The organism is uncultured Flavonifractor sp. (assembly GCF_944383115.1).
In the GTDB taxonomy this organism is placed as follows: domain Bacteria; phylum Bacillota; class Clostridia; order Oscillospirales; family Oscillospiraceae; genus Flavonifractor.
The window spans coordinates 1-8,742 of record NZ_CALWOJ010000084.1 but is presented as its reverse complement, the minus strand read 5'-3'; the positions used below and the strand labels follow the sequence as shown (position 1 = coordinate 8,742).

The window sequence follows — 8,742 nt, the reverse complement described above, 5'->3', positions numbered from 1 at the left end:
GGGGGTCGGTGTTGGGTGGGGGGGGGGGGGGGGGGGGGGTGGGGACAGGCTCGTGCGGCCAGTGCGTCGATAAGACTCTGGTCATAGAAGTGATTTTCCAGGTCAATGCGTCGCATAGCAAAACTCCTCCCCTGGCAATAATATAAATGGAACGTTCAGTAGCAATTGTTACTGCGGTTGAAAGAATATCATAACAACACAATACTGTAAAGGATTATTATATTATTACACACTGGGAAAGGGGAAATATGTGTTTTTCACAAAAATAGGGAGAAAATGTTGTGCGGAATACTGAGAGACTAGCAGGCGAGGACGCTGGGGGAGATTGTCTTGACATCATTTGGATAACAGGATAAACTAAGACTATCTGGTTTGTACGCTGTCTACGGTGCGGGTTTGCCTGTGCCGGGTCCCTGTACGGCCCGGAGTCCGGCGGTGCATTATGGCGGAGAGAAGAGACGTTCCGCCGGTGCCGGAACAGAAGGGGGAACTGCAAATGGAGACCGAAGTCAGAGAAAAAATTTTGAAAACGGCCAAAGAAATCTTCCAGCAGGAGGGCTACAAGGGGACCACCATCAACAGTATCGCGAAACGGGCCGGCATATCCCCTTCGACCATTTATCTCTATTTTAATGGGAAGAAAGATCTCTTTCAGAATTTAAATATTTCGGAAGATGAGGCGCTTCAGGACGTATACAATGCCAATCGCACTTCCATTCTCCAAACAGCGTTGATTCTGTTTGGGGAGCATGGGTATGACGGCGTGTCTATGGACATGATTGCCCGGGAATCAGGTTACTCCAAGGCTTCGTTGTATCAGTATTTTAAAGATAAGGAAGCTCTCTATTCTGCGGTTATGCAGGAGACGCCATTCCATTTTAACTTTCTGAGCATTCAGCCGGAGATCGGCGATTTTGATCTGGAAGCGGCGGTCAAACGTATTGGGCTTGCCTATCTGTCTATCTTTAATACGCCGGAACGCACCGCCTTTACCAGAGCTATTATTCGGGACTCCAACCGCCACCCGGAGATCAGTAATATGTATCATAAAAACGGGATTGGCTATGTGGCGCGATGCCTGGAGACGGTTTTGAAACAATATGCAGGGCAGATTCAGCTTCGGGATGGACTGGATTTATATTTGGCAGCTAAAACCTATGTAGGATCCCTGTTTGGCTGTGCCATCCAATATAAAATTGTGGTGGGGATCCAGCCTCAGTACAGCGATGAACAAATTGTGGATACGTTGACGGAGATTTTCCTTCATGGAATTTTGAAGTAACATTTATAAAATAGCCTCCCGGCATATGAACCGAACCTAAGTGCTACGTTTTAGGCGGAGAGGCGCCGCTGACGCGACGCCTCTCCGCCTAAAACTTATTATTTCCTATCGGGGCTTTTTTGAACTATCCGCACAATCTGGGGCGGTTCTCTGTTCGCTATGCCGGGGCCTGTTTTTATAGATTAGTGTATCCCATGAGATACTGATCCACTTCCCGGGCGGCCTCACGGCCCTCCTGGATGGCCCACACCACCAGGGACTGGCCCCGCCGCATATCACCGGCGGCAAAGACGCCGGGCACGCCGGTGGCGCAGCCTCCCTCCGCCGTTTGGACGCAGGAACGGTTGGTCAGGGCCAACCCGAAGGCTTGGGGAACATAGGCCTGGGGTCCTAAAAATCCGGCGGCGATAAGAAGCAGGTCGCAGTCCAGAACCTCCTCGGTGCCGGGAATGGGCTGGTGATCCCGGCCCAGCCGTACGGTCTTGACGGCCTTCAGCTTGCCGTCCTTGTGGCCCATCAGCTCGGCAACGGTGGTCTCGTAAATCCGGGGATCGTGGCCGAAGCAGGCGATAGCCTCCTCCTGGCCGTAATCGGTTTTGCACACCCTTGGCCACTCCGGCCAGGGGTTGTTTTCTGCCCGCTGATCGGGGGCCTTGGGCATCATCTCCAGCTGGGTCACGCTGGCGCAGCCGTGGCGGATGCAGGTGCCCACGCAGTCGTTGCCGGTGTCGCCGCCGCCTACGATGACAACGTGCTTACCCTTGGCGGAGGGGTAGGTACCCTCGGCCAGGCCGGAGTCCAGCAGGGAACGGGTGGTCTCCTTTAAAAAGTCCACCGCGAACCACACCCCGTCCAGCTCCCGGCCAGGGACAGCCAGATCCCGGGGCTGGGCAGCGCCGCAGCACAGCACCACCGCGTCAAAGTCCCGCCGCAGCTGCTCCGGGCTGAGGTCCTTGCCCACATCCACGCCGGTGCGAAATGTGATCCCCTCGGCGGCCATCTTGTCCAGCCGCCGCTGGACCACCGGCTTCTCCAGCTTCATGTTGGGAATACCGTACATCAAAAGGCCGCCGGGCCTGTCCTCCCGCTCAAAGACGGTAACGCTGTGGCCCCGGCGGTTGAGCTGGTCGGCGCAGGCCAAACCGGCGGGGCCGGAGCCCACCACCGCGACCCTTTTGCCGGTGCGGGCTTTGGGAGGCCGGGGAGACATGAGGCCCCGGTCCCAGGCATCCTCAATGATGCCCAGCTCATTGTCCTTGACAGTGACCGGATCTCCGTGGAGGCTGCAGGTGCAGGCCGCCTCGCACAGGGCGGGACACACCCGGCCGGTAAACTCGGGGAAGTTGTTGGTCTTTAAAAGCCGCTCCAGGGCGTGGGTGAAGTTGCCGGTGTAGATGAGGTCGTTCCACTCTGGGATTAGGTTGTGAAGGGGGCAGCCGGACACCATGCCGTTCAGTACCGCCCCAGACTGGCAGAAGGGCACGCCGCACTCCATGCACCGGGCTCCCTGCCGCCGTCGTTCATCCCGGCCCAGCCGGGGGTGAAACTCATTGTAGTGCTTGATGCGCTCTAATGGGGATTCAGAGGGATTCCCCCTGCGCTGGTATTCCATAAATCCGGTGGGTTTTCCCATGGTTATTCCCCCTTCTGGTGGGTGTTGACGTAGAAGGCCTCTACCTGGGCCTCCTCCCGGCTCATACCCTTCTCCTCGTACTGGGCGATGGTGCGCAGCATCCGGTCGTAGTCGTGGGGCAGGATCTTCTTAAACAGAGGCAGGTAGTCCTCAAAGTGAGCTAAAATGTGGTTTGCCTTGGCCGAGCCGGTGGCGTCGGCGTGGGCCTGGATCAGTTCCCGCAGCTCGACGACGTCGTGCTTTTCCATCACCGGCTCCATGAATACCAGAGCCTTGTTGAGCCGCAGGTACAGGTCCCGGCCCTCGTCCAGCACATAGGCCACACCGCCGCCCATGCCGGCGGCAAAGTTCTTGCCGGTGGAACCCAGGACCACCATCCGGCCGCCGGTCATATACTCGCAGCCGTGGTCACCCACGCCCTCCACCACGGCGGTGGCACCCGAGTTGCGGACGCAGAACCGCTCGCCGGCCACGCCGTTGAGGAAGGCCTGGCCGCTGGTGGCGCCGTAGAGGGCCACGTTGCCCACCAGGATGTTTTTCGCGGGATCAAAGGTGCTGTCTTTGGGGGGATAGACCACCAGACGGCCGCCGGACAGACCCTTGCCCAGGTAGTCGTTGGCGTCTCCCTCCAGCTCCAGGGTCAGGCCCTTGGGCAGGAAGGCGCCGAAGGACTGGCCGCCGCCTCCGGTACATTTGACGGTGAAGGTGCCGCCGGGCAGGCTGTCGCCGTGGAGCCGGGTAATGTCGGAGCCCAGAATGGTACCCACCGCCCGGTCGGTGGAGGAGACCGCCACCTCCAGCCGTTTGGGGACGCCCTGGGCCAGGGCGCTGCCCAGTCTGCGCTCCAGCACCTTCAGGTCCACCGTGTCCTCCAGATGGAAGTCGTAGACGTCGGCGGGATCAAAGTGTGTCTTTTCCGCGCCCACATAGGGGTTGTCCAGAATGGCGGACAGATCCACCGTGGCGGCCCGGTGGTTGACCGCCGGGGTGCGGACGGCCAGCAGGTCGGTGCGGCCCACCAGCTCCTCCACGGTGCGTACTCCCAGCTTGGCCATGTGTTCCCGCAGTTCCCGGGCAATGAAGCGCATAAAGTTGACCACATATTCCGGCCTGCCGGTGAAACGCTTTCTCAGTTCCGGATTCTGGGTAGCCACGCCCACGGGGCAGGTGTCCAGATTGCACACCCGCATCATGACGCAGCCCATGGTCACCAGGGGGGCGGTGGCAAAGCCGAACTCCTCGGCGCCCAGCATACAGGCGATGGCCACGTCCCGGCCGCTCATCAGCTTGCCGTCGGTCTCCACCACCACCCGGGACCGCAGCCCGTTCTGGATCAGGGTCTGGTGGGTCTCCGCCAGGCCCAGTTCCCAGGGCAGGCCCGCGTTGTGGATAGAGGTGCGGGGGGCGGCGCCGGTGCCGCCGTCATAGCCGGATACCAGCACCACCTGGGCACCCGCCTTGGCTACGCCGGCGGCGATGGTGCCCACGCCCGCCTCACTGACCAGTTTTACCGAGATGCGTGCCTGCCGGTTGGCGCACTTGAGGTCGTAAATCAGCTGGGCCAGATCCTCAATGGAGTAGATGTCGTGGTGGGGCGGGGGAGAGATGAGGGAAACGCCGGGGGTGGAGTGGCGGCACCGGGCGATCCAGGGATATACCTTCCCGGCGGGCAGATGGCCGCCCTCACCGGGCTTGGCGCCCTGCGCCATCTTGATCTGGATCTCCTTGGCGGATATCAGATATTCACTGGTGACGCCGAAACGGCCGGAGGCCACCTGCTTGATGGCGGAGTTGCGGGCCGGGTCGTGGAGCCGGTCTGGTTCCTCGCCGCCCTCGCCGGAGTTGGACTTGCCGCCCAGCAGATTCATGGCCTGGGCCAGACACTCGTGGGCCTCCTGGGAGATGGAGCCGTAGCTCATGGCGCCGGTCTTGAAGCGCTTGACAATGGAGTCCACGCTCTCCACTTCCTCCAGGGGCAGGGGAGTATCGGCATACTTCATGTCCAGCAGGCCCCGGAGGGTGTGGGGGCTGGTCTCGTCGTTTACCTGGGCGGTGTATTGCTTGAACAGGTCGTAGTCCCCTCGGCGGGTGGCCTGCTGGAGCAGGTGGATGGTTTGGGGATTATACATATGGTCTTCACCACCAGACCGGGCCTTGTGGGCGCCCAGAGAGTCCAGGGTGGGGTCGGCCTCCAGTCCCAGGGGGTCGTAGGCCTTGGAGTGGTTGCGCTCCACCATAGCGGCGATCTCCCCAAGGCCGATGCCGCCCACCCGTGAGACGGTATTGGTGAAGTATTTGTCAATGACCGCCTGGTCGATGCCGATGGCCTCGAAGATCTGGGCGGACTGATAGGACTGGAGGGTGGAAATGCCCATTTTGGAGGCGATCTTCACGATGCCGTGGAGGATGGCGGAGTGGTAGTCGGCCACGGCGGTGTGGTAGTCCTTGTCCAGCAGGCCTTCCTCGATCAGCTCCACAATGGTCTCCTCCGCCAGATAGGGGTTGATGGCCCGGGCGCCGTAGCCCAGCAGGGTGGCAAAGTGGTGGACGTCCCGGGGCTCGGCGGACTCCAGCAGGATGGAGACGGCGGTGCGCTTCTTGGTGCGGATCAGGTGCTGCTCCATGGCGGATACTGCCAGCAGGGAGGGGATGGCCACATGGTTCTCATCCACCTCACGATCGGAGAGAATGATGATGTTGGCCCCCTTCCGCCAGGCCCGGTCCACCGCCAGTGCCAGATGGTCCAGAGCCCGGTCCAGGGGGGTATTCTTATAGGTGAGGATGGGATTGTGGATCTGGAGGACGCGGCAGTTGTCCGCCGTCTCCGTAAGCAGGTTGCCGTCGTCTCCCGCATACACAGTGGTGTCGGTGACGATCTCCTCCCGGATGGCGTCGATGGGCGGGTTAGTCACCTGGGCGAAGAGCTGCTTGAAGTAGCTGAACAGAGGCTGATCCTTGTGGTCCAGCACCGCCAGGGGAATGTCGGTACCCATGGCGGCGGTGGGCTCGGCCCCGGTGCGGGCCATGGGAAGGATGGTGTTGCGCACATCCTCATAGGTGTAGCCGAAGGCCTTCTGGAGCCGGTGGAGCCCCTCTCTGGTGTGACGCTCCACCCGGCGGTTGGGAATGGGCAGATCCTTTAAATGGAGCAGGTTGCGGTCTAGCCACTCGCCGTAGGGCTGCCGGGCGGCATAGGACTCCTTCAGTTCGTTGTCTCCGATGATACGACCCTGGGTGGTGTCCACCAGCAGCATCCGCCCGGGTTGGAGCCGGGATTTCTCCACGATCTGTTCCGCCGGGATATCCAGGACTCCCACCTCGGAGGACAGGATAAGCCGTCCGTCTCGGGTGACATAATATCTGGAAGGCCGCAGGCCGTTGCGGTCCAGCACCGCCCCAACCACGTCGCCGTCGGAGAAGAGGATGGAAGCCGGGCCATCCCAGGGCTCCATCAGGGTGGCGTAATACTGGTACAGATCCCGCTTGGACCGGGAGATGGCCTTATCCTTCATCCAGGGCTCCGGGATACAGGCCATGACAGCCAGAGGCAGATCCATACCTGCCATCATGAGGAATTCCAGGGTGTTGTCCAGCATGGCGGAGTCGGAGCCGTTTACATTGACCACCGGCAGCACCTTGTCCATCTGATCGTCCAGTAGGGGGGAGGACATGGTCTCCTCCCGGGCCAGCATCCGGTCCACATTGCCCCGAATGGTGTTGATCTCGCCGTTGTGGGCCATGAGCCGGTTGGGGTGGGCCCGCTCCCAGGATGGATTGGTGTTGGTGGAGAACCGGGAGTGAACCAGGGCAATGGCGGATTGGTAGTCCCTGCTTTGCAGGTCGGGGTAGAACTTCCGCAGCTGGTCCACCAAAAACATCCCTTTATAGACGATGGTGCGGCTGGACAGGGAGGGCACATAGGTGTTGTCGTTGGACTGCTCAAACACCCGGCGGGCGATATAGAGCTTTCGGTCAAAGGGCAGGCCCTGGGCGGTGTCCGCCGGGCGGGCCACAAAGGCCTGCTGGATGACAGGCATCTTGTCCCGGGCCTTTTGACCCAGAATCTGGGGACACACCGGTACCTCCCGCCAGCCCAGGAAGGTCAGGCCCTCCTTTTCGGCAATGACCTCAAACATCTTTCTGGCCTGGTTCCGCTTCAGGGTGTCCTGAGGGAAGAAGAACATACCAACGCCGTAGTCCCGGGGGCCGGGCAGGCTGATGCCCGCCGCCTGGGCGGCCTTGGAGAAGAAGCGATGGGAGATCTGGACCAAAATGCCCACGCCGTCGCCGGTCTTGCCTTCGGCGTCCTTGCCGGCCCGGTGTTCCAGCTTCTCCACAATTTTCAACGCGTCGTCCACCGTCTGGTGGCTTGGTTTGCCCTGGATGTCCACCACGGCCCCAATACCGCAGCTGTCATGTTCAAAGGCGGGGCGATAGAGTCCCCGGGGCGGATAGCCTGCTGTTTTCATGGTTCATTCCCCTTTCCGGGTGAGTTTGACGGCTGCAAAAAAACGGCGGCAGTACGTCCCCGACTGCCGCCGTGAGACCGCCTTGTCTCGGTGCTGTTTAGTTTGCCCTATTCTGCGCTGTCCAGTACTGTTTGGGCGGTCTGGATCAATTTTGTGCCGTTGTCCATGCTGGACTTCTGTAAAAAGCGGTGGGCCTGCTCCTCTGTCATGCCGTTGCGGTCCATCAGCAGGGCCTTGGCCTGCTGGATGACTTCCAGCTCCTCCGGGGAGCGGCGAGGCCGCAGGGCCCGCTCCAGCCGCCGCCCCATCTGGAGAAGCATCCGCACCGATGCGGTCAGGTCTCCCTTGGAGACCGGGGCGGGCAGATGGAAAAGGTCGTCGTTCTGCAGCAGATCCAGCAGGTTCTGGGAGGCCAGCACCAGCACGGCACAGGAGGAGGGCAGGTCGCCTGCCAGGGCCTCCGCGCTCTGGTCAGCCAGCTTGAAGCCGCAGATCACGGCGGAGATGTGGAGTTTATTCGCTGTGCGGCGGATCTGATCGGCGGTTTTGCAGAGAATGCAGGAAGCCGTACCCGAGGTCTCCAGGATCTCCTTGATGCGCCCGGCGCTTTTGGGGTTTTCAAAGGCAACGATCACCTGTTCCATGGATGTTCACTCCCAACTGTGAGGAGGGTGTTGCTCAGAAATCAATAGTTGATGATGTATTTCTCCCGCTCCCAGGAGGACACACGGGTGCGGTACTCGTCCCATTCGGCCTCCTTGCCCGCCAGGTAGTTGCTGGTGATGTGTTCGCCCAGAGTGTCCATAATGAGAGAGTCGGCCCTCATGGCCTGGATGGCCTCCTCCAGGGAGCCAGGCAGGGAGTCGATACCGTGGGCCTGGCGGGTGGCCTGATCCATAGCAAAGATGTTCTCGGTCACTTCCGGCGGCGGCGTAAGGCCCTTTTCAATGCCGTCCAGACCGGCGGCCAGACAGACGGCCAGCTCCAGGTAGGGGTTGCAGGCCGGGTCGGGGGAGCGCAGCTCCACCCGGGTGGACTGCCCCCGGGCCGCCGGGATGCGGATGAGGGCGGAGCGGTTGGAGGCCGACCAGGCCAGATAGCAGGGGGCCTCATATCCGGGCACCAGCCGCTTGTAGGAGTTGACTAGGGGATTGGTGACGGCCGCCATGCCCTTCACGTGGCAGAGCAGGCCGGCGATGAAGCTGTACGCCGTCTTGGACAGGCCCCGGGGGTCATCCGGGTCATAGAAGGCGTTCCTGCCGTCCTTGAACAGGGACATGTTGGTGTGCATGCCGGAGCCGTTGATGCCGAAGATGGGCTTGGGCATAAAGGTGGCGTGGAGGCCGTTCCTCTGGGCC

Annotated in this window: 5 protein-coding genes; 1 reads left to right on the top strand and 4 read right to left on the bottom strand. The window is 61.1% G+C overall.

The window, feature by feature from the left end; all coding sequences use genetic code 11:
- Nucleotides 1–496: 496 nt before the first annotated feature.
- Nucleotides 497–1,282, top strand: coding sequence for a TetR/AcrR family transcriptional regulator (locus Q0K43_RS08845; RefSeq protein ID WP_297290187.1), 786 nt, complete (start codon nt 497–499; stop codon nt 1,280–1,282).
- A 175-nt stretch (nt 1,283–1,457) separates the two neighbouring features.
- Here Q0K43_RS08845 and Q0K43_RS08840 read toward each other — a convergent pair whose 3' ends face one another.
- From Q0K43_RS08840 to Q0K43_RS08825, 4 genes are all read right to left on the bottom strand, one after another.
- Nucleotides 1,458–2,915 (bottom strand): glutamate synthase subunit beta, encoded by a 1,458-nt coding sequence (locus Q0K43_RS08840; protein ID WP_297290186.1) that lies wholly within the window; start codon nt 2,913–2,915, stop codon nt 1,458–1,460.
- 2 nt (nt 2,916–2,917) lie between these two features.
- The gene (gene gltB, locus Q0K43_RS08835; RefSeq protein ID WP_297290185.1) at nt 2,918–7,384 is read right to left on the bottom strand and encodes a glutamate synthase large subunit; all 4,467 of its coding nucleotides are present in this window, start codon (nt 7,382–7,384) and stop codon (nt 2,918–2,920) included.
- 107 nt (nt 7,385–7,491) lie between these two features.
- The gene (locus Q0K43_RS08830) at nt 7,492–8,028 is read right to left on the bottom strand and encodes an ANTAR domain-containing response regulator (protein ID WP_297290184.1); all 537 of its coding nucleotides are present in this window, start codon (nt 8,026–8,028) and stop codon (nt 7,492–7,494) included.
- 41 nt (nt 8,029–8,069) lie between these two features.
- On the bottom strand, nt 8,070–8,742 hold a 673-nt coding region (locus Q0K43_RS08825; RefSeq protein ID WP_297290183.1), incomplete at its 5' end, for a glutamine synthetase family protein.

Coding starts and splice junctions, on each gene's coding strand:
- Q0K43_RS08845 (WP_297290187.1), top strand. CDS start 497: ATGGAGACCGAAGTCAGAGAAAAAATTTTGAAAACGGCCAAAGAAATC.
- gltB (WP_297290185.1), bottom strand. CDS start 7,384: ATGAAAACAGCAGGCTATCCGCCCCGGGGACTCTATCGCCCCGCCTTT.
- Q0K43_RS08840 (WP_297290186.1), bottom strand. CDS start 2,915: ATGGGAAAACCCACCGGATTTATGGAATACCAGCGCAGGGGGAATCCC.
- Q0K43_RS08830 (WP_297290184.1), bottom strand. CDS start 8,028: ATGGAACAGGTGATCGTTGCCTTTGAAAACCCCAAAAGCGCCGGGCGC.